21 protein-coding genes, 1 tRNA gene and 1 pseudogene are annotated in these 18,242 nt (G+C 45.0%); 17 read left to right on the top strand and 6 right to left on the bottom strand.

Annotated features, from left to right (window positions below; genetic code table 11):
- Nucleotides 1–103: 103 nt before the first annotated feature.
- The gene (locus P2A85_RS23490; RefSeq protein ID WP_341730568.1) at nt 104–631 is read right to left on the bottom strand and encodes a hypothetical protein; all 528 of its coding nucleotides are present in this window, start codon (nt 629–631) and stop codon (nt 104–106) included.
- A gap of 47 nt (nt 632–678) precedes the next feature.
- Nucleotides 679–1,041: a single-stranded DNA-binding protein gene (locus P2A85_RS23495; protein ID WP_340523420.1), complete on the bottom strand. Its 363-nt coding sequence runs from the start codon at nt 1,039–1,041 to the stop codon at nt 679–681.
- Nucleotides 1,042–1,412: 371 nt separating this feature from the next.
- Between P2A85_RS23495 and P2A85_RS23500 the strand changes: the two genes are divergently transcribed.
- The 3 genes from P2A85_RS23500 (at nt 1,413) to mreD (ending at nt 3,918) form a co-directional block, all read left to right on the top strand.
- Nucleotides 1,413–2,447, top strand: a complete 1,035-nt coding sequence (locus P2A85_RS23500; RefSeq protein ID WP_340523419.1) for a rod shape-determining protein — start codon at nt 1,413–1,415, stop codon at nt 2,445–2,447.
- Nucleotides 2,448–2,539: 92 nt separating this feature from the next.
- Nucleotides 2,540–3,355, top strand: coding sequence for a rod shape-determining protein MreC (gene mreC / locus P2A85_RS23505; protein WP_377475770.1), 816 nt, complete (start codon nt 2,540–2,542; stop codon nt 3,353–3,355).
- Nucleotides 3,352–3,918, top strand: coding sequence for a rod shape-determining protein MreD (gene mreD / locus P2A85_RS23510; RefSeq protein ID WP_377475772.1), 567 nt, complete (start codon nt 3,352–3,354; stop codon nt 3,916–3,918). Before mreC ends, mreD begins: the two co-directional genes overlap by 4 nt.
- Nucleotides 3,919–3,996: 78 nt before the next feature.
- Here the strand turns inward: mreD and P2A85_RS23515 are convergent, their stop codons facing one another.
- Nucleotides 3,997–4,779, bottom strand: a complete 783-nt coding sequence (locus tag P2A85_RS23515; RefSeq protein ID WP_377475774.1) for an HAD family hydrolase — start codon at nt 4,777–4,779, stop codon at nt 3,997–3,999.
- A gap of 304 nt (nt 4,780–5,083) precedes the next feature.
- Here P2A85_RS23515 and argB point away from each other — a divergent pair, with 304 nt between their 5' ends.
- The 3 genes from argB (at nt 5,084) to P2A85_RS23530 (ending at nt 7,070) form a co-directional block, all read left to right on the top strand.
- Entirely contained in the window at nt 5,084–5,983 is a 900-nt protein-coding gene (gene argB, locus P2A85_RS23520) for an acetylglutamate kinase (protein WP_340523413.1), read from the top strand.
- A gap of 246 nt (nt 5,984–6,229) precedes the next feature.
- On the top strand, nt 6,230–6,418 hold the full coding sequence (locus tag P2A85_RS23525; protein WP_340523411.1) for a hypothetical protein: 189 nt from the start codon (nt 6,230–6,232) through the stop codon (nt 6,416–6,418).
- A gap of 253 nt (nt 6,419–6,671) precedes the next feature.
- Entirely contained in the window at nt 6,672–7,070 is a 399-nt protein-coding gene (locus tag P2A85_RS23530; RefSeq protein ID WP_377475777.1) for a hypothetical protein, read from the top strand.
- 530 nt (nt 7,071–7,600) lie between these two features.
- On the opposite strand, the pseudogene P2A85_RS23535 reads toward P2A85_RS23530, so the two are convergent.
- Nucleotides 7,601–7,783 (bottom strand): annotated as a pseudogene (locus tag P2A85_RS23535) (IS1634 family transposase); the annotation flags it as partial.
- 70 nt (nt 7,784–7,853) lie between these two features.
- Between P2A85_RS23535 and P2A85_RS23540 the strand changes: the two are divergent.
- Nucleotides 7,854–8,000 (top strand): hypothetical protein, encoded by a 147-nt coding sequence (locus P2A85_RS23540; protein ID WP_377475779.1) that lies wholly within the window; start codon nt 7,854–7,856, stop codon nt 7,998–8,000.
- A gap of 244 nt (nt 8,001–8,244) precedes the next feature.
- Here the strand turns inward: P2A85_RS23540 and P2A85_RS23545 are convergent.
- Together P2A85_RS23545 and P2A85_RS23550 are read right to left on the bottom strand one after the other, a co-directional pair.
- Nucleotides 8,245–8,329: transfer RNA gene (locus tag P2A85_RS23545), tRNA-Ser, on the bottom strand.
- Nucleotides 8,330–8,363: 34 nt separating this feature from the next.
- Nucleotides 8,364–9,278 (bottom strand): TIGR04168 family protein, encoded by a 915-nt coding sequence (locus P2A85_RS23550; RefSeq protein WP_377475781.1) that lies wholly within the window; start codon nt 9,276–9,278, stop codon nt 8,364–8,366.
- Nucleotides 9,279–9,470: 192 nt separating this feature from the next.
- Between P2A85_RS23550 and nadA the strand changes: the two genes are divergently transcribed.
- From nadA to P2A85_RS23600, 10 genes are all read left to right on the top strand, one after another.
- Nucleotides 9,471–10,439 carry a quinolinate synthase NadA gene (gene nadA / locus P2A85_RS23555; protein WP_377475783.1) on the top strand — a complete coding sequence of 323 codons (969 nt, stop codon included), beginning with the start codon at nt 9,471–9,473 and terminating at the stop codon, nt 10,437–10,439.
- 102 nt (nt 10,440–10,541) lie between these two features.
- Nucleotides 10,542–11,159, top strand: coding sequence for a TIGR04282 family arsenosugar biosynthesis glycosyltransferase (locus P2A85_RS23560; protein WP_377475785.1), 618 nt, complete (start codon nt 10,542–10,544; stop codon nt 11,157–11,159).
- A gap of 459 nt (nt 11,160–11,618) precedes the next feature.
- Nucleotides 11,619–12,332 (top strand): TIGR04283 family arsenosugar biosynthesis glycosyltransferase, encoded by a 714-nt coding sequence (locus P2A85_RS23565; RefSeq protein ID WP_377475787.1) that lies wholly within the window; start codon nt 11,619–11,621, stop codon nt 12,330–12,332.
- Between the two features lie 114 nt (nt 12,333–12,446).
- Nucleotides 12,447–12,950 carry a photosystem I reaction center protein subunit XI gene (locus P2A85_RS23570; RefSeq protein ID WP_341740122.1) on the top strand — a complete coding sequence of 168 codons (504 nt, stop codon included), beginning with the start codon at nt 12,447–12,449 and terminating at the stop codon, nt 12,948–12,950.
- 62 nt (nt 12,951–13,012) lie between these two features.
- Nucleotides 13,013–13,129, top strand: a complete 117-nt coding sequence (locus P2A85_RS23575; RefSeq protein WP_340522449.1) for a photosystem I reaction center subunit VIII — start codon at nt 13,013–13,015, stop codon at nt 13,127–13,129.
- A 407-nt stretch (nt 13,130–13,536) separates the two neighbouring features.
- Nucleotides 13,537–14,094, top strand: coding sequence for a hypothetical protein (locus tag P2A85_RS23580; protein ID WP_377475790.1), 558 nt, complete (start codon nt 13,537–13,539; stop codon nt 14,092–14,094).
- A 138-nt stretch (nt 14,095–14,232) separates the two neighbouring features.
- A complete protein-coding gene (locus P2A85_RS23585; protein ID WP_377475791.1) occupies nt 14,233–15,120 on the top strand; it encodes a hypothetical protein in 888 nt (295 codons plus the stop codon).
- Between the two features lie 163 nt (nt 15,121–15,283).
- The gene (locus P2A85_RS23590; protein WP_377475792.1) at nt 15,284–15,823 is read left to right on the top strand and encodes a DUF2996 domain-containing protein; all 540 of its coding nucleotides are present in this window, start codon (nt 15,284–15,286) and stop codon (nt 15,821–15,823) included.
- Nucleotides 15,824–16,246: 423 nt separating this feature from the next.
- The gene (locus P2A85_RS23595) at nt 16,247–17,068 is read left to right on the top strand and encodes an RNA polymerase sigma factor (RefSeq protein WP_377475793.1); all 822 of its coding nucleotides are present in this window, start codon (nt 16,247–16,249) and stop codon (nt 17,066–17,068) included.
- Nucleotides 17,069–17,647: 579 nt separating this feature from the next.
- On the top strand, nt 17,648–18,085 hold the full coding sequence (locus P2A85_RS23600; RefSeq protein ID WP_377475794.1) for a hypothetical protein: 438 nt from the start codon (nt 17,648–17,650) through the stop codon (nt 18,083–18,085).
- Nucleotides 18,086–18,242: the final 157 nt, after the last annotated feature.

Consider the following 18,242-nt stretch of genomic DNA (forward strand, 5'->3'; position numbering starts at 1 on the left):
GCCTGTTTTGAACAGGCAAGATGCCTGTTCCACAATAATTAGTCATCTCCATAAAAGCCTGTTTTGAACAGGCAAGATGCCTGTGCCACAATAAGTCAACTGCTTAATAACTAATAAGCAAGCCGCCTAAAATTAAAAATATGGCGATTAATGCCACCCAAATAAATCGATTATCCTGCGTATTCACCTGACTTAAATCTACAGGTTCTTCTATGACATTTCGTTTGGGAGTCGCAGGCTTGACGAAGGATACCCCAGGCCCTACTTGAAAATTTGAAGATTGATTTTCTTCTAGTGCGGCGAGATCGGGAATTTTTACCATCCATTCGGGAGGGATGGTGAGTTTTGGTGCTTCGAGAATAAATAGCAGCCGTTTGGCTTGCTGGCGGGTTTCTGGGCGCGGATGGCGGGTGAGTTGGCGGCAAAGGCCGATCGCCTCTTCTGTGTTACCAGAGGCTTCGTAGGCTGTCACTAGCCACATTTGCACTTCGCCACCTAGACGGGAACCCCGATCGACTAAACCTCTGGCTGTTTCTAAACTTTTGACAGCTTGAGCATATCGACCACTCTCAAAGGCGACTTTGCCAGTTTGGTATTCATTCTGAACAATTTCTAGCTTTTCTGAAGTCACCTGATTCCACCCAATCCCCAAATTTTACTACCCACATCCGCCAAATACTAGAACTCGCTGTTGTTTTGCGACATACTGGACTCGTTGTCCCGTTTGGAACCGAGCAGGTCTAACTGGTCTACCCTAATTACTGGTTTGGAGCGATTTGCTCCGCTATTACGATCCTGCCAGCGATCGAACTTTAAAGAGCCTGTAACTCCAATTAAAGAGCCTTTGCGAACATAATCAGCAGCAATCTGGGCTGTTTTGCCCCAGATTTCCAGATTGAACCAGTCTGTTTGTTCGTCTGGGTTGCGCGATCGCCGCCTCACTGCCAGAGTTAAACTGCACTTAACTGTACCCGATTCAAAATATTTCACGTCCGGGTCGCCACCGACGCGGCCGACCAAAGTTACAACATTAATGCTCATAAAATTTTTCAGGAATGAGGTCTATCCATACTGTACTTTAGTCAAAATCTTATATCTGTTACTCGTTATCTCTGTACTTACATCCAAACAGCCCAGGGCATTGCAATGGGAACAGCACTGATACCAGCTTCATCCTGATTTTACACCCACTTACCAGAACACATTGATGGTGACGGTAGCGGTAACAGAGTGGTTGATGTCCTTCGACTACGCTCACTCAACCGTATAGTGGAACTAGGGAGTCTAAGTGCAACCAATGTACAGCTTTGACTAGACTGTGGATGAAAAACGTAATAGAATCCACCTCGGTTACACTTTTGTAACAACATTATTGCACACAATAGTATTTTAGTTTGGGGGGGTACAAATCAGTGGGTCTTCTCAATCGATTTTCCTTATCTAGAAACGATATGGGTATCGACCTCGGTACTGCTAACACGCTCGTTTATGTATCTGGCAAAGGTATAGTTCTCCAAGAACCTTCTGTAGTTGCGATCGATCAAGACCTGAAAATACCGTTGGCTGTGGGCGAAGAGGCGAAAAAAATGCTTGGGCGCACGCCTGGGAATGTGATCGCTGTCCGGCCACTCCGCGATGGAGTGATTGCTGACTTCGATACGGCGGAACTCATGCTCAAGACTTTTATTGGTCGGGTTCGTGGTAAAACTTTATCTCAGCCTCGGATCATTATTGGCATCCCCAGCGGTGTCACTGGTGTCGAGAGGCGGGCGGTGATTGAAGCGGCAACTCAAGCTGGTGCTAGCGAGGTCCGCTTAATTGACGAGCCCATTGCAGCAGCGATCGGAGCCGGATTGCCTGTAAGCGAGGCGACGGGCAATATGATTATAGACATCGGCGGGGGTACGACGGAAGTTGCAGTTTTGAGTTTGCAAGGTACCGTCATCAGCGAGTCGGTCCGGGTTGCCGGTGATGAACTCAACGAGGCGATTATCCAATACGTCAAAAAAGTTCACAATTTGGTCATCGGCGAACGTACTGCTGAAGAAATTAAAATTCAGGTGGGTTCAGCATATCCAACGGCCGAGGATAACGAAGTGGTGATGGAAGTGCGGGGTTTGCACTTGCTGTCTGGTTTGCCACGAACTGTGACGATTAAAGGTCCTGAAATTCGCGAAAGTATGTCGGAACCGCTTTCAGTAATTGTGGAAGCTGTGAAGCGTACTTTGGAGCGGACGCCCCCGGAATTAGCGGCAGATATTATTGACAGGGGAATTATGCTGGCCGGCGGTGGGGCTCTGATGAAAGGTTTAGATACTCTGATCAGTCACGAAACAGGAATTGTGACTCACGTTGCAGCAGACCCTCTGTGCTGCGTGGTTTTGGGAACTGGTCGGGTATTGGAAAACAAAATGTTGGAACGGGTTTTTAGCGGGCAGTCGCGGTAATTGTAGTTAACAAATTTGGGATTTTGGATTTAGGAATTTGGCTGCCATCTAAACTCTAAAATCCTGACAAAACAATTTTAAAGTTTGAAATTATGCTAAAAAACACACTCCGCAGGTGGTGGGATCTGCGATTGCCAATTGCACTTTTAGGTTTAGCTGTAACTGCTGCTTGGGGAGTTCGGCAAACACAAGGTACGGCAATGTTTGAAGTCTACAATTTTGTGACTCGCCCCTTTCATGCCAACGGCTCTGGGCAAGAGCAGCTAATCTTGGCGCGCACTCAGGAATTGCAAACACAGGTATTAGAATTAGAAACTCAAAATCAGAAACTAAAGGAGCTTTTAAACTATGTTTCTGGTCAGAAAAAGAAAGGGGTTGTAGCTCCTATCATTGGTCGTAGTGCCGACCATTGGTGGCAACAGGTCACTTTGGGTAGGGGCAGTAATGATGGTATTAAAACTGATTTTACTGTGATGGGTCCAGGTGGCTTGGTCGGTCGGGTTGTGAGCGTTACTCCTAATACTAGCTTGGTACTTTTAATCAGTGACCCTACGAGTCAACTAGGTGTGGCAGTTACTCGGACTCGACATATGGGTTTTCTGCGGGGTAAGGGAAAAAATAAAGCTGTGATGGAATTTTTTGATAATGTTCCTAATGTTAAACCTGGGGATGTGGTTTCAACTTCTGCTTTTAGTCAGTTGTTTCCTGCTAGTTTGCCGGTGGGAAAAGTGGTGTCGGTGGATATGAATAAAACTCCGGCTCCTGAAGCTATGATTGAGTTTTCTGCACCGATAAATTCTCTGGAGTGGGCGGTGGTTTATCCTCATTCTAAGGAAACAGAGAAACCCGATCAAAAAGCTTTGGAATCTCCAACATCTACACCGCAAGGGGGAGTTGAGAAAAAATGAAGTCTTTACGTCGGATGTCTTCGCGATCGCGTCAATTTCTTCACTTCACCGTCACTTTTACTTCTGTGCTTCTGTGTTTGCTAATTTTGCCCACCCGTATGCCGGGAATGGAACTGTTGGGCATTAGTCCAAATTGGCTGTTAATGTGGGTGGTAGCTTGGAGTATTAAGCGGAAACGCACCATTTGGGGATCTGCGTGTATGGGCCTGGTTTTGGGATTGTTGCAAGATGGGATGACTGCTCCTTATCCTAGTCATGCTGTCAGTTTGGTGATTGTAGCGGTACTCACGGTAGTTTTGCTGAAAACTTGGTCGATTCCGGCGGATATTGTGGAGAGAGATCCGATTCCGATCGCCTTAATTGTGTTTGGGATGGCATTGTTGGCGGAAACGGTGATGGGGATTCAATTTTTTGCCATGGGCGATCGGGCTTTAATGGACATTTGGATGGATCATCAACGAATTGCTTTGTGTTCTGCTATTCTCAGCAGTCTCTGGGCTCCCGTGCTTTATTTTCCCCTCAATCGTTTGTGGGAAATGACCAGGAATTTAGAAAAATCTTAAGTGAGAAACACCTAAAAAAAAATAAAATCTCCAAAACCCCGATTTATTTAATAAATCGGGGTTTAGTATAAGTTTTGATTAAAGAAACCTTTTGAAACCTAATAAGTGATGAACGGCAATAATCAAGTCGCTGAGGATAAAACTGGGCTGGTATTGTTGTAGTTGATGACGACTGCGAATGCCACAGGTAACGGCAATTGTCGGTATTCCTAATGCTTGTCCTGCGAGGATATCTGCTTCGGTATCTCCGATCATCCAAGCACTACCTAGAGATGACTGATATTCTTCGGCAACTTCAGCCAATAATTCGGTTTTTAAGGCGGTATAATTGTGGTAAGCTGCATCGGCCATCTGAGTTCCGCAAATACTGGTAAACAGTCTGGCTAAACCGTAGTTCTGTAAAATTTGAACGGCTTGATTTTTTGGCCGCAAAGTCACCAACACCAGTCTGACACCACGAGAATGAAGCAGGGCGATCGCCCATTGCACTCCTGGCTGGATACGATCTAAGTGCAACAAGTCCGGCTGATTGACAATCCGACTCACGCAAGCGAGAAAAACTGGAATTTCTTCTCCACCCAAACCCGAACTTTTGGCAATTTCAGTATCCGGCACCCGATTTTGCTTCATTTGCCAAAACTGCTGCTTGCTGAGTATTTCCAGACTGAGGTTGATTCCTCGGCTCAGATACACCTCCTGAGTGTCTGCTAATCCCTGTTTATATGTGGTGTAGTAGCGATCGGATACATCGACGATCGGTCCGTCTAAATCGCAAAATACCGTCATTTGGGCTGACGATTCAGCCTCTGAATGTACCTTGTAGTGAGCGTTTTCCGATTCCGCAGCGGGTGCAATTAACATAAAACCTTAAGTAAATCAAGAGTAGCCATACATTTCTTTACTTTACCAAGAAAGTCATAAGTTATAATACAAAAATTTTAGTTACATCATTAAAAAAACCTATTAATTTTTAGATACATAATTGCTGTGATAGCATGGCTAATCAGGCTGAGTTCGCTGCTGTGGCTGATGGGCGATCGGTCTGTTCATCCATAAATTCCATAAATTTAATAAGTTCCATACAAAAAGCGCTTTTTGTGGTTGTTGATATCCGCTTTAACCATTAAACTTTAGACTTAAGTTTTTTGTCATTTGTAATTATCCCATGCTCAAACAAAGCGATTTTGTGAGAAATTCAGAAACTAATCGAGTAGAAGTGCTTTCGGAAGCACTCCCCTACATTCAACATTTTGCAGGGCGCACGATTGTGGTAAAATATGGCGGCGCTGCCATGAAAGATAGCAATCTCAAAGATCAAGTAGTTCGCGATATTGTATTGCTATCCTGTGTGGGGATGCGTCCGGTTGTGGTTCACGGTGGCGGCCCAGAAATTAATACTTGGCTGGAAAAATTAGGAATTGAGCCCCAATTTAAGAATGGTTTGAGGGTGACAGATGCGGCGACTATGGAAGTTGTCGAGATGGTTTTGGTGGGAAAGGTAAATAAGGAAATTGTTTCGCTAATTAACCAAGCTGGCGGTAAGGCGGTGGGTTTGTGCGGCAAGGATGGTAATTTGATTCAAGCTCGTCCTGATGGCCGGGAGGGGATTGGCTTTGTGGGTGAAGTCAGTGGCGTCAAAATCCAGATTTTGGAGTCTTTGGTGAACAGCGGATATATTCCGGTGGTGTCGAGTGTGGCTGCGGATGAAAATGGTCAATCTTATAATATTAATGCCGATACCGTAGCTGGAGAAATTGCGGCTGGTTTGGGTGCTGAAAAGTTGATTTTGATGACAGATACTGCTGGCATTTTGGAGGATTATCACAAACCAGAAAGTCTGATTGTGAAGTTAGATATTCAAGAGGCTCGACAGTTAATTGAGTCTGGGGTTGTTTCTGGGGGGATGATTCCCAAGGTTACTTGTTGTGTGCGGAGTTTAGCTCAGGGTGTGAAGGCTGCTCATATTATTGATGGCCGTCTAGAACACGCTTTGCTGCAAGAAATTTTCAGCGATTCGGGTATTGGATCGATGATTGTTGCTTCGGAGTATAGTGGGACGAAGTAAAATGTATTAATGTATTGACGCGCGATCGCGTTTGTGGAAAGTAAGCGCGATCGCCATTTTTGTTTCGGGAAAAAGAGCGATTCCCTACGGGATAACTACCCACGCGCGTACTTTCGGAAAATACTAGCGATTCCCTGAAACAACGGTGAAAATATTTGCAACTATTCATACAGATGAAATCGCGTCCATATTTACCGAATTTTCTGATACTCTCAATGTCTAATTATAGAATTAATCACCACGTCTATGAATACAAACATCAGCCCCATCCTCAAAGTCTTCAGTCTCTCCGCCGCTCTTTCCCTAGCCATTAAGTACGCAGGGCCTAGTTTATCCATAGCCTCCACGGACTTCAACGCCCTCATCGCCATTCTTTCGCCCAGCCTAATCGTAGCTGCTATCCTCGGCTGGCGGGCGTCGCAACAGCCAAGATAGGAGATAGAGGGCGATCGACCCCAAAGACAAGTTAAATTAAGCTAGGAACCCTTAAAATTGTTGTTGTGTAAGGGATACGGAGAGGGTGGGATTTGAATTAGCGCTGAGTTCTCAATCGACGCTTTTACGTTGTTCTAGCCATTTCTTGTGCCTACTCTGAAAGTCCTGTTTTGGATTTGAGCGAATACCGAGCGACTTGCTGTACGCTGTCTACAGCAAGCAAACTCGGCATTCTTATAGTAGGGAGCGAAAGATGAGCGAAAAGTCTAATCCAGTCACGACAAGTACCACTGGAGACTACCTTGTTGGTTACGAGCGGATTCTGGACTACTTCAAACAAGCACAAAAAGAATGCCCCAAGGGCGTAGGGCTAAAAAGAGACAGGAAAGCTAGCGGTGGTTACATAACACTTCAATTCAAGTTAGGCGTCAAGCGAGTCAATAAAGCCTGTGGGTGTTACCTGACAATGCAGGGGATTACTGATGCTTTGAGGAGGGCCCACCTAGTCGCTAGCGCTTTAGAATCACTAAAAACCGAGTCTCAGTTCTTGGCTTGGTATGATGATGTGATTCTAGAAAAGAACGTCATCTCAGAGAAGACCTTCAGTCTATATCAGTGGATGAATTTGTTAAATTTCACGAAGAAGTTTTAGCTATCTCCGATGATAAACGATACAACTTAGAATCACGCAAACGATGGCTGTGGGTATTCTCAATGCAGGTGGTGTATGGTTTCCGAGTACATGAAGTATTCGCAATTCAGAACGTCAACGAACCGTTTAAGACAAAAGATGGGATTACTATTCCGGCACTGAGTGAGCATCGTGAGTAACTAAGGAAGATTTGATATGCGCGGTTAACCCGGCACTTGCAACCCACATTCCGCACCCCCAACTGGCACATACGCGGATTGAGGGGGTAAAAGTGAATCATCCGAGACCAAGCGTGAGTAAAAACACCCAAAAATCTGTGCAACGATCGCATCACGAGCGTTAGGAATTCCTCAAAATTGACGTGAGGGCATGAATTAAATCTTCTTCACCTATAAAACGTCAAAAATCAGATCATTACTAACTATTAATTTCCAGCATATATCGCCAGCATTATGACAATTATACATCACTGCTGCACCTACAATTACTTAAATGTAAATCCGTTTTATAAATTAATAATCGACTTCATTTCACAACAATAAATAATAAGACCGACAGGTGACTGGAAACAAATTTAAGATGGCTAACCGTTCGGATGTCAAATTGGAAACTTGTTGAATTCCTTGAATACAAACGGCATGAATCGATTGAAAACTTTGGAACATCCAGCGTAAAGTAGGTCGATTGGTTCCTTTACCCAACTGATTTTTTACGGTTTTATTGATGATCTAGGTTTTCTACTTTCATCTGGGATGCTTTCTGCATGGGCGGCTTTATCCTGGTTTGAGCGTTCATCTCGATCGCCAGTTTACACTATTTTTGGTGATGATTGGTTACGGAAGAGCGATCGCAATTAAGGCATTTTCGTGGCTGCGATCGGGTTACGGATACGTCATAAACTTGGTCTTTTACCGAGCGCCATCAAAATAATTGAGTATTTTTACTCGCTCTTGTCTCGGATGATTCACTTTTACCGCCTCAATTCGTGTATGTGCCAGTTGGGGGTGCGGAATGTGGGTTGAAGACCAAACGCAAAAAGTCCGGCGCAAACTTGGCAGATATGGAAGTGGTTCTGGACATATTAGAAAACCATTGGCGCGAAAGTTGAGCGGAAAACGGTTTTTCTTGTTATGTAATTAACCTGAAACCCTTAACAGGCGAGAGAATTTTTAAACGGAGAGGGTGGGATTTGAACCCACGGAACCTTTCAGTTCACCTGATTTCAAGTCAGGCGCATTCGACCACTCTGCCACCTCTCCAGGTGGATACAATCCATCATACCAGTAGTTGTCGCTAACCACAAGTAGTTGCAGATTCAGTCCGCCGATACAGAATTTGTTCTGTTTCCACAGCCAAATCTTTACCCACCCAAACTAAAGATACTTCCGACACTACTCCTGTATCCAGTTCCACGATCGAGAAATTACGTAGTTTCGAGCAATCTCTGTCCACAATTCGCGGTACCCTAGCCGCATTCAAATACACCGTACCCTCGGCACTCACCACCGACTTCCGAAACTCGTGTTTGATGTGGCGGAGTTGATGGTGCATATGCCCAAAAGTTACCAGAGGTATCCGCTTGCCAGAATTACGAGTTTTCTCGATCGCCACTGCAAAATCGGGATCGCCCCAATCCCCTCCCAGTGGCTTCCAATCTCGCCCGCAGAGGTCTTCAGGAGCCTCTCCTAGGCCAATCGGGCCTGTGTGACCCAAAAAAATCACATTTTCGCAATCCGCGTCCGCAGCCGCAAGTGCAATGCGTTGCGCCGACTCCTCAAAACTCTCTACCCCAAACCACTCCGAGTAAAAATCCCCGTACTTCCAATCCGATCCGCCCCAGGTAAACGGGCGACTTCCTACGACTGTTACGCCCAATTCGGGAAAATCTCGTTTCCCGTAACCGACGTGAGCTTCTCCCATTAAGTCTATTTGCTGTTTGACGCGATTTTCTTGTTGGCGATCGTAGGGACACTTACTGCGCCCCCAATCCGTCGCCGTGTACCAAGCATCGTGATTCCCAAACACAGCCGCTTTCGGAATATCCAATTGGGCAATCGCCCGCACCACATCCACGGACTCATTCCCAAAATCCCCCACAAACAGCACCAAATCAACACCCAGATGCTTTAGGGCCTCGCCGTCTTCCGCTTCCCACTGATCGTGAACATCCCCCACCACTGCAATTTTGATAGATTTAGTATGATTCATTTGATTAGCCCTTTGCGATCGCTTCCCCCCTCTTATCAGCATAGGAAACAGCGAGCTATTTTTACACATCCCCCCAACCAATTTTAGATTTGAGATGGGTTCAACGGAACTCCCCGTCTTTTTTGGTGACTTCAACTATAATTCAAAGTACACTTTAGCTTTCTTCACAACCTTTCGCGGAATATTTTAACTGTGTTTACCACCGCACGTTCTCCTAACCTGACCCAAAGCAGACTGCCCGATGACTTGTTTGCAGCCATTAAAGCCCTCAAACAAGAGTTGAACGCCGTCATTCTCGCCCATTATTACCAAGACTCAGACATTCAAGACATCGCCGATTTCATTGGTGATTCCCTGGAACTAGCCCGGAAAGCAGCCAACACCAATGCCGATGTCATCGTGTTTGCCGGTGTCCATTTTATGGCAGAAACCGCCAAAATCCTCAATCCCCACAAATTAGTCTTGTTGCCCGACTTGAATGCTGGGTGTTCCCTAGCCGATAGTTGTCCTCCCGAAGCCTTTGCAGCTTTCAAAGCCGATCGACCAGGACATTTGGTAATTTCCTACATTAATTGTACGGCCGCAATTAAGGCAATGAGCGATATTATTTGCACCAGTTCCAACGCCGTAAAAATTGTCAACCAAATCCCCAAAAACCAGCCGATAATTTTTGGACCAGATCGCAATCTCGGCCGGTACGTCATGGAGCAAAGCGGTAGAAAAATGGAACTTTGGCAAGGAGCTTGCATCGTCCATGAAAACTTCTCAGAAAAAAAGATAGTTCAACTCAAAATCGAAAATCCAGAAGCCGAAATCATTGCCCACCCGGAATGCGAACCTCCCGTACTTCGCCATGCCAACTATATCGGCTCCACCACTGCTTTGCTGAAATATTCTCAAGCTAGTTCCAGCCGTGCTTTCATTGTAGCGACTGAGCCCGGAATCATTCACCAAATGCAAAAGCAAACACCTCACAAACACTTTATTCCCGCGCCTCCCAACAACAATAGTTGTGCTTGCAATGAATGTCCACATATGAGATTAAATACCTTGGAAAAATTGTATCTAGCCATGAAAAATCAAACCCCAGAAATTACCATGCCTCAAGAACTGCAACTAGCAGCTTTAAAGCCGATTCAGCGAATGCTAGAAATGAGTTGAATGCTCACGGTTGACGCTTCAGGGTTAATAATCAATCTCTTCTAGGTTAAGTTGGGCGCAGCGATGCAATTAAGTCATTCCTTTAAACATCAGGGACGATAAATGATTTCAGAACAACTAATTATTTTCACTCGCTATCCAGCACCAGGAAAAGCCAAAACTCGATTAATTCCCGTACTGGGAAAAGAAGGAGCAGCCAACCTTCACCGCCTGATGACTCAACGGACGATCGCCCGCGCCCTCTCTCTTCAAAACTCCCGCCAATTATCCGTAGAAATTCACTACACAGGCAGCAGCCAGCAACTCATGGAAGACTGGTTGGGAACTGAGATTATTTATCATCAACAGTCCGAGGGAGATTTGGGCGCAAGAATGCTCGCAGCCTTTCAAAAATCTTTTAATTTGGGTATTGAAAAAGTAGCAATTATCGGCACTGATTGCCCCAAATTAAAACAACAGATGCTGGCAAAAGCTTTTGACGATCTCAGTGACAAAGATTTAGTTTTGGGTCCAGCAAAAGATGGAGGTTATTATCTAATCGGGCTGCGTTGCGTGATACCTGAATTGTTCGATGGCATTCAATGGGGAAGCAATGAAGTATTTGCTGACACGCTGGCGATCGCCAAAAAATTAGGTCTAAATATTGGTATTCTTCCTACTTTGGTAGATATCGATCGACCAGAGGATCTGATCGGTTTAAATATCAATATCTTAAAATAATCAAAACTAAAACAAATTTATTAAATCATTAGCAAATATCATCATTAATTTATAAAAATTACTTGCTTATGTAACCACAATGTCATAATATAGTAATTGTATTTGTCTAACCAAATACTGACTCTCAGTAGTGGTTAGACAGCGCTTGAGAGAATTCTCTCAGGCGCGAGAAAAAGCAAGTAATACCAGATATAGCCTTTCTCAGGTAGATGATGTCATCGGTAAGTAGGTAGGATAGTTGATAGGTAATTGCAGCAGTGGAATAAATTGGCAAATAATATCTTAAGCTTTGTACAAAACCCCACTCTAACGGCGTTATTTATGGGAGCATCCCGATTTTGCATAGGCGAAGCATGACCGCAGACAATTTATTAGGGATAACCAGAGATTTACAGCGGTCATGCTATAGCCCCTAGGAATATATTTGCACTCATTGAGATGCACCCTTATTTATTTTGTATGCCTGAAACTGCAAATCTCAAAATTTCTATTATCATTCCCGTCTTAAACGAAGCTCCGACGATCGCCAAAGTCATCTCCACCGCCCGCAATGCCCAAAATGTCGAAATAATCGTCGCTGACGGCGGCAGTCACGATGGCACTGCTGAAATAGCAAAATATGAAGCCGATCGAACGATCTTCACCAGCCCAGGCCGCGCTACCCAAATGAATGCAGGTGCTGCTGCCTCCACCGGAGACATCCTCTTGTTCCTCCACGCAGACACTCATTTACCCCAGGGCTATGATGCTAGCGTCCGTCAAGCACTCACGAATCCCTCCATAGTGGCGGGAGCCTTTGAACTCAAGATAGATGCCCCTTTGCTCAGCCTGCGGCTAGTAGAAACAGGGGTAAAGTGCCGATCGCACTTGCTAAAAATGCCCTACGGAGATCAAGCCATTTTCCTCAAAACAGATACCTTTAACCAAATCGGTGGCTTTCCTAACTTGCCAGTGATGGAAGACTTTGAATTTGTGCGCCGATTGCAAAAACAAGGTCACATCAAAATAGTACCCATGGCAGTCCTCACCTCTGCCCGCCGCTGGCAGCAGCTTGGGGTACTCAAAACCACCGCCATCAATCAAATAGTAATTATTGGTTATTTTCTGGGATTATCGCCCGATCGACTCGCTTTCTGGTATAGAGGACAAAAGAAAAATTCTTCTCAAAACTAAAGAATGGTGAACTTTTCTAAAGCTCGAAGCCAATTTTGCAAATAGGCTACACGTCCCTGCGTAAAATATGACTTGAACGCCTCAACTTTCTTTCACACCGAGGAGAAACTAAATATGGCCGACCCCAGAAATGCAGAAATGATTCAACCCTTTAACGGCGACCCCTTCACGGGTCATCTAGCAACTCCCATTAGTGCTTCGGATTTTACCAAAGCATTCATTGGCAATTTGCCAGCCTACCGTAAAGGACTCTCCCCCCTAGTTCGAGGTCTAGAAATCGGCTTGGCCCACGGTTATTTCCTCGTCGGCCCAGAAATCGTCTTCGGACCACTGCGGGACTATCCAGAAGCAGCTAATCTTGGTGGACTAATTACAGCCCTCGCCTTAGTTCTACTCGGCACAGCAGGTATGTCTGCCTACGGTTTGGTATCTTTCAAAGAAAATACTACCTACCCCAGCGCCAATCCCATGACTCCCGAAGCCCTCAAAACCGGCGAAGGCTGGAGCCAACTTACCGCTGGTTTCTTTGTTGGTGGCATGAGCGGTGTCTTTGCTGCCTATTTCTTACTCGAAAACTTTAAGGGCGTCGATGCCATGTTCCGCGGTTTGGTCAATTAAATTAGACCCTACTCGGAAATACCTCTGTTGGAACACAATAACTTTAGCTGGGAGAATTTGATATGACAGGTTCATACGCCGCTTCTTTTTTGCCTTGGATCTTGATTCCGCTCGTTACCTGGCTGATGCCAGTTGTGGTCATGGGTTTGTTGTTTATTCACATTGAAAGTGACGCCTAAATCCTACTGATCCTGCCACATTCAAATTTGGGATTTGGGATTAGGGATTAAAACAAGAACCAGCCCCCGGATTCATCTGTGGGCCTCATGGGCAATTTTCAAATCTCAAATCCCATGCCATTATCTCAAATCTAAAATTTACCAGCCCTCGGATTTCAGAGAGCATCAGAAAAAACTGTTTTGATGTTGCTGACAGCCAAAATACAGGGCTTATTTACCAGAATGCTCAGAATTTATTAGCCAAGCAATCTTGCTGTTTTTTGCCTTCTGAACTGGTAATTGCAAAAAAACCTGCGCCCGCAAGCGGAGGTTTTTTTGTTCAAGCTAAAAATCCTCCCCTGGAGGAAGACAGATTGGTGAATTTTGAGTCACAATTGTGATTGGAAACTCTCTTACAGGAGACAGCGATGAAATTATCCTCCGCACGCCGAATCTTAGCTCCATTTCTGATATCGGTACTTTTGCTCGTCACCTCCTGCGGTAAAGCCCCGGAACCCTCCCGCTGGGACAAAGCTCAGCAGGAAAGTACCCAAAAACCTTCCGCTAAAACTAAGCAGACAACTGCTGATAAATCCACTGCTGACAATCAAAACTTGCCCAAGAAGGCAGTAGCAGGTGGCAAATTAAATAAATATTTCCCCTCGTCCGATGGCGGATTCGATCGCGTCTTCGCTCAAGAAAAATCAGGTTTTGCCGAAGCTAAGCTCAACAAAGGTGGTAAAAATGTCGCGATGTTGTCCATCAACGACATCGCCGGCAACCCCTCGGCTGGCTCTAAATTCCAAAGCAGTACCCAGCAAATTGGCGGCTATCCCGCTGTTGCCCAAGGTGCTAATATCACTGCGGTCCTCGTGGCAAATCGCTACCAGGTGAAAGTTCAATCCCGCGATCCTTCTTTTACTGCTAGCGATCGCGAAGATTGGTTGACAAAATTTAACCTTAGTGGCCTTGCTAACGTCAAATAACCATACCTATGGTCATCGTCCACTCTTAACTTGAGTCTGACTCTATTGGCATCAAATCATTACCAGAACTTTGAGACTGGTGCAATCTGCCAAAAGAAATACTTTTGAGTCCTGTTAATCAACTAGAAGGAGTTTTTTGTGAGCAATTCCATCTTTGAATTAGTAGATCAACTTCCTAAAGACAACATGACTGTCAAAGCTCTCAGAGCCCTTGACTTTGTTGTACCCGGTGAGTGGAACAATTTAATTGGTTTTGAAAATACAATTCGCACGGTAACAGGCGAAACAGATGAAGAACTGATTCAGCAAATTGGCGATCGGGCTATCTATCTCTACAACGATAAATCTCAAGGTTATCAGCGCGCTCTGTGGCTCTACCAAACCATCGACAGTACCGACCAGGCCCTGGGTGCAGCAGCAATGGCGAACAAAGTCTCTCAAAAGGTGCCGTTTTTGTCCATGCTGGGCAATCTTACTCCCAAGCCGGAAAAGGCTCAAACCATCGACCTTTCTTTGAAGTTAGTCGTTGAGTTGGTGGCTTTTTGCGAAATCAACGGCCTTCCCGGCGACAGCATCGGCGATTTTGCGGGCGCTTTGGGCGACTATGGCGGCGAATCCCTGATGCGGATGGCTGCTTTGGTTTGTTTTGATGGCTTGATTCCCCTGGGCCCAGATTTTATCATGGCAACTCAGGGTTGGATTGGTAGGCTTTCTCCTAGCGATTTGCAAGAGAATTCGTCGTTTAATGCGATCAGCAGCATGATTCCTGGCCACCATCCTGCGGGCCAATTGGGCTTTATCGGCGACAGCTTTGACTCGGTTGCTGGCTGGATGAGATCTTTTGTGAGCGATCGAGGTTTGACTCCCCAAAACGTTATGGGCAACTTGCAGAGTTTTGTGGAGATTTCTGCTGATAAGGCGGACTATGTGGGGGCATTCCTTGACATGACTACCAACTACTACGAACACACAGGCCTTCAAACTTTGGCCCGCCGTTTGATTGAACGAGCTGTCGCTGAGATTTAGAATAATCATAGTCCTCAGTCATTAGTCAGTAGTCATCGGTCATTAGTTATTGGTTATTAGTTATTGGTTATTAGAAACAACAACTAAAACTAACAACCAACAAATAACTACTGACTACTGACTCCTGACTCCTCTACTCATCACTTTTTTACAGGAAGCACCAATGGCAGAAGAACCGACAAATCCAGCAGCAGGCGAAGCCGAAATTCCTAGTCTTTCTGCTGAAAACACTCCCAGCACTGACAAGCCTCAGCCGGCTGCTAAAAAGCCTGCGGCTAAAGCTGACGGCGATAAGCCCCCAGCTAAAGCTAAAAAGGAAAAAGCTCCTGCTGTTGAAGACAAGCCGTTTGCAGAATTTATTCAACAAGACTATTTGCCTGCTTTGCAAACTGCTTTAACTAAGCAGGGCGTTCAGGATTTAGACGTCAGTTTTGCTAAGCAAAAAATCCCCGTTGCGGGCATGAGTTCCGTCGGCGATTGTTGGCAAGTAGTGGGCAAATTTCAATCAGGTCAGCGCCAATTTAACTTGTATTTTCCTAAAGAAAATATTCAAAGTCAAAGAGCTTTTTCTTGCGCTGAAAATAACACAAAAACTAGCACTCTTGAACCTTTTTTGATAGACGAGCGCAAGATTACCCTAGACTTAATGGTTTTTGGTGTAGTTCAGCGGCTTAATGCTCAAAAATGGCTCAATCTTAATTAACCTGAGTTCGAGATAAGAAAAGGAGGAGCCGTGTAAGCTGAAATACAGCGTATTCCAGGTTTGTGAATTGTAGGGACACGGCAATGCCCAAGGAGTGTCAACTTAAGCTTGAAAGCCTTGATAAATCTCGTTTTTACCTGAGTCTAGATCCCCCTAAATCCCCCAACCCCCCCCCGCCCCCCCCAAGGGGGGAGAGAAGGGGGACGAAAGAGCTTCTTTCTCCCCCCTTTTTAAGGGGGGTTGGGGGGGATCTCCGGGGAGAGAAAACACGCCCTAGGGGGGATCTAGATTTAATAGTCAAACAGCAGTCTCTGGCTGGGTTTGACCTTAAGTTGACACTCCTTGGACTCTTGGAATATCCCTACGGGGAAGCTCACGATAGGCGGGTATACTTCATAAATGTGGAATCTGCTGTAAATGTAAATGCAAAGCAATAGCCAGAGAACTCAAAAAATCAGGTCATCTTCTCAATCAGTGGCTGCATCAATCCTGTTGGATGAAACTGAAGATAAAAATACAATTTTTTGGCAAGAATGGCAGGCGAATCAAGATTATCTTTCCCATTGCTGTTTCAAGTGGATGAACTCAAACCCAATCGATGCCGAAGAAGTATTGAGTCAGGCAATGCTTAAAGCCTGGACAGAATGGCAAAATTATGGAAGTAAAATTAAATATCCTAAAGCTTGGTTAACTAAAATTATCTATAACTTCTGCATAGATTTGCATCGAAAACGGAAACGAGATGCACTAATTATTAAAAACATAGACGAGATTAAACTTGAAGATTACCCAGCACTTTATTCTAACTTAGGATTTACTGAACCTAATATTATGAACCTAGAATTGCAGGCATATATCTACCACAAAATTGACTCCTTGCCTCCTAGACTCCGCGAGACTTTTGTCTTATACCACTACCAAAATAAATCTTATCAAGATATTGCCAAGCTGTTTCTATGCTCTGAAGAAAACGTCCGCAAATGCGTGAGAAAAGCCGGACGTATTCTGCAAAGGCATTTAACCAAATATCTGGATGGGGAAGATGAGACTTCTTTAAATTGTTCCTCGCCGGCCTTAAAATTGGTAATTCCTTTGCCAGAAAAGTCTCAACCCCAATGGAATTGGGAATCACTAATTCCCCCAAAAAGCCAGGATGAAGAAATTAGCTATCAAGTCACCGTACTATGTCTCGAAAGCTTATCACATCACTTGTACAGTTCCGTCAATCCTCTGGCCTGGAGATGAAAGTGGCTGGAGTCATACAAATTGCAACCCCCCCAGCCCCCCTTATTAAGGGGGGAGCATTGGAACCCCCCCCAGCCCCCCTTATTAAGGGGGGAGCATTGGAACCCCCCCCAGCCCCCCTTATTAAGGGGGGAGCATTGGAACCCCCCCCAGCCCCCCTTATTAAGGGGGGAGCATTGGAACCCCCCCCAGCCCCCCTTATTAAGGGGGGAGCAAGAGAGAATAGGTCGGCACTTACGCAACGACCCCATATATAGCCGAAAACTCTTGTCCTCCCCCCTTACTAAAAGAGAAAACTCTTGTCCTCCCCCTTAGTAAGAGAGAAAACTCTTGTCCTCCCCCTTACTAAGGGGGAGTTAGAGGGGGTTTATCCCGCCTTTGGGGAAGTTGAGACGATATTGTAGCGGCTCAACGGTAAGAGGAGCAAGGGTTCTAGGGGTTGAGGGGGGATTTTTGGGGAGAAAATTTGCCCGTAACTCGAAAAATTCCCAAATTGGGGTAGAAAAACGTCTAATAAATAAGCGGACAGAGAAAACTGCTTAGAGTCCATCTATTAGTTACATCTTTCTTAACAAAAAAATGAGTACATCCCGCAAAATCCAGATCGCACTCGTGGCAACTCTCCTGTGGTCATCTACATCCATAAGCAGCTTTGCTGCTACCAACTCGATTACCTCTGAAAAGTTTCAGTCAGACACGGTAAAACTTCCTGTGGAAAGTATTCCATCTAGGCAGTTAAATTTAACACCAGATACTTATTTAATTGCTGGTCAGTTCAGGGATATGCTGAGTAAAGTACCTGGGGGATATGCCACGTTCAAATCATTTGACGAGATATGGAAGAATCCAGCAGACAGGAAGACAAGATTATTTGATTACTGCAACACTCAAAAAGTGTTATCAGTTAAGCTATGTTTTAGAATGCTAACAATTTGGGCAGACGATACAGGGGAATCTGCAAACCGTAAGGACTCCGATGAGCTAAACAATATATTTGATGAAGCCAGAAAAATGTAAAGGTAAAATAATCCATAATGCGTGAGAGTGAAATCTCTTTGACTTTGGGGACATTACCAACTTAGTGCTGCTCCATTTCAGTGTTCAAAAACTTGAAGAAAAAGCGATCTTGCCCACTCGACGAAGGGCGCGATCGCTTTTTTTCGCAGTGCGTAGG

Source organism: Microcoleus anatoxicus, from assembly GCF_042465725.1.
GTDB lineage: Bacteria > Cyanobacteriota > Cyanobacteriia > Cyanobacteriales > Microcoleaceae > Microcoleus > Microcoleus anatoxicus.

What these genes read in the sequence shown, in the direction of transcription:
- P2A85_RS23550 (WP_377475781.1), bottom strand. Translation starts at nt 9,278, where the DNA reads ATGAATCATACTAAATCTATCAAAATTGCAGTGGTGGGGGATGTTCAC.
- mreC (WP_377475770.1), top strand. Translation starts at nt 2,540, where the DNA reads ATGCTAAAAAACACACTCCGCAGGTGGTGGGATCTGCGATTGCCAATT.
- P2A85_RS23525 (WP_340523411.1), top strand. Translation starts at nt 6,230, where the DNA reads ATGAATACAAACATCAGCCCCATCCTCAAAGTCTTCAGTCTCTCCGCC.
- argB (WP_340523413.1), top strand. Translation starts at nt 5,084, where the DNA reads ATGCTCAAACAAAGCGATTTTGTGAGAAATTCAGAAACTAATCGAGTA.
- P2A85_RS23575 (WP_340522449.1), top strand. Translation starts at nt 13,013, where the DNA reads ATGACAGGTTCATACGCCGCTTCTTTTTTGCCTTGGATCTTGATTCCG.
- P2A85_RS23560 (WP_377475785.1), top strand. Translation starts at nt 10,542, where the DNA reads ATGATTTCAGAACAACTAATTATTTTCACTCGCTATCCAGCACCAGGA.
- P2A85_RS23565 (WP_377475787.1), top strand. Translation starts at nt 11,619, where the DNA reads ATGCCTGAAACTGCAAATCTCAAAATTTCTATTATCATTCCCGTCTTA.
- P2A85_RS23530 (WP_377475777.1), top strand. Translation starts at nt 6,672, where the DNA reads ATGAGCGAAAAGTCTAATCCAGTCACGACAAGTACCACTGGAGACTAC.
- P2A85_RS23590 (WP_377475792.1), top strand. Translation starts at nt 15,284, where the DNA reads ATGGCAGAAGAACCGACAAATCCAGCAGCAGGCGAAGCCGAAATTCCT.
- P2A85_RS23570 (WP_341740122.1), top strand. Translation starts at nt 12,447, where the DNA reads ATGGCCGACCCCAGAAATGCAGAAATGATTCAACCCTTTAACGGCGAC.
- P2A85_RS23580 (WP_377475790.1), top strand. Translation starts at nt 13,537, where the DNA reads ATGAAATTATCCTCCGCACGCCGAATCTTAGCTCCATTTCTGATATCG.
- P2A85_RS23495 (WP_340523420.1), bottom strand. Translation starts at nt 1,041, where the DNA reads ATGAGCATTAATGTTGTAACTTTGGTCGGCCGCGTCGGTGGCGACCCG.
- P2A85_RS23600 (WP_377475794.1), top strand. Translation starts at nt 17,648, where the DNA reads ATGAGTACATCCCGCAAAATCCAGATCGCACTCGTGGCAACTCTCCTG.
- P2A85_RS23595 (WP_377475793.1), top strand. Translation starts at nt 16,247, where the DNA reads ATGCAAAGCAATAGCCAGAGAACTCAAAAAATCAGGTCATCTTCTCAA.
- mreD (WP_377475772.1), top strand. Translation starts at nt 3,352, where the DNA reads ATGAAGTCTTTACGTCGGATGTCTTCGCGATCGCGTCAATTTCTTCAC.
- P2A85_RS23515 (WP_377475774.1), bottom strand. Translation starts at nt 4,779, where the DNA reads ATGTTAATTGCACCCGCTGCGGAATCGGAAAACGCTCACTACAAGGTA.